General features: G+C 68.4%; 1 pseudogene. It reads left to right on the top strand.

Annotation, left to right across the window (positions count from 1 at the left end):
• Nucleotides 1-661: pseudogene (locus AC27IQ_RS26420) on the top strand (hypothetical protein); the annotation flags it as partial.
• Between the last annotated feature and the right edge of the window lie 22 nt (nt 662-683).

Raw genomic sequence — 683 nt, 5'->3', positions numbered from 1 at the left:
CGCCAGCGCGCACAGCGCGCCCAACACCCTCACGCTGCCCAGCGGAACGGCCTTGAGCGACACCATCGGGGCCAACGCCAGCGGCTACGCGTGGGATGCCAACGACAACCGCAGCCAAAGCTACTACAGCAGCAGCACCGCAGGGGGCCCCGCCACGCTGCAGCGCGACTACCAAATCGCCAGCAACAGCAACCGCCTGGGCGGCTACACGCAGACCTTCACGCCCGCGGGCGGCAGCGCGCAGACCACCAACGTCAGCTACAACCACGACGCCACCGGATCGATCACCAGGAAGGGCGACAGCTACCTGCACTACGGCGTGGACGGCCGCATCGCCAAGGCGGGGCCGAGCGCCGACCCGGCCAGCGCACTGGCGGTGAGCTACACCTACAACGCCCTGGGCCAGCGGGTGTTCAAGAGCGATGCGAGGTTGTCCGGGGCCAACAACCCCGCCATCACCACGCAGACCGTCTATGCGGAGGACGGCATCGGCAGCACCGTGCTGGGGCAGTACGGCAACCGCAGGAGCAGCGACAGCGCGGCACCAGCGGGCGAAATGGACAGCACCGAAGTCATCTACCTGCCCACCGCGAACGGGCCGATGCCCATCGCCGCGCAGATCAACGGCAGGCTAGTATGCCATCCGATGCGGACCACCTGAACACGCCCCGGCGCCTCACCAA

This window comes from Acidovorax sp. KPB24-07, assembly GCF_057543315.1.
The sequence above is the reverse complement of the archived record's forward strand: the minus strand, read 5'-3'. Positions and strand labels throughout refer to the sequence as shown.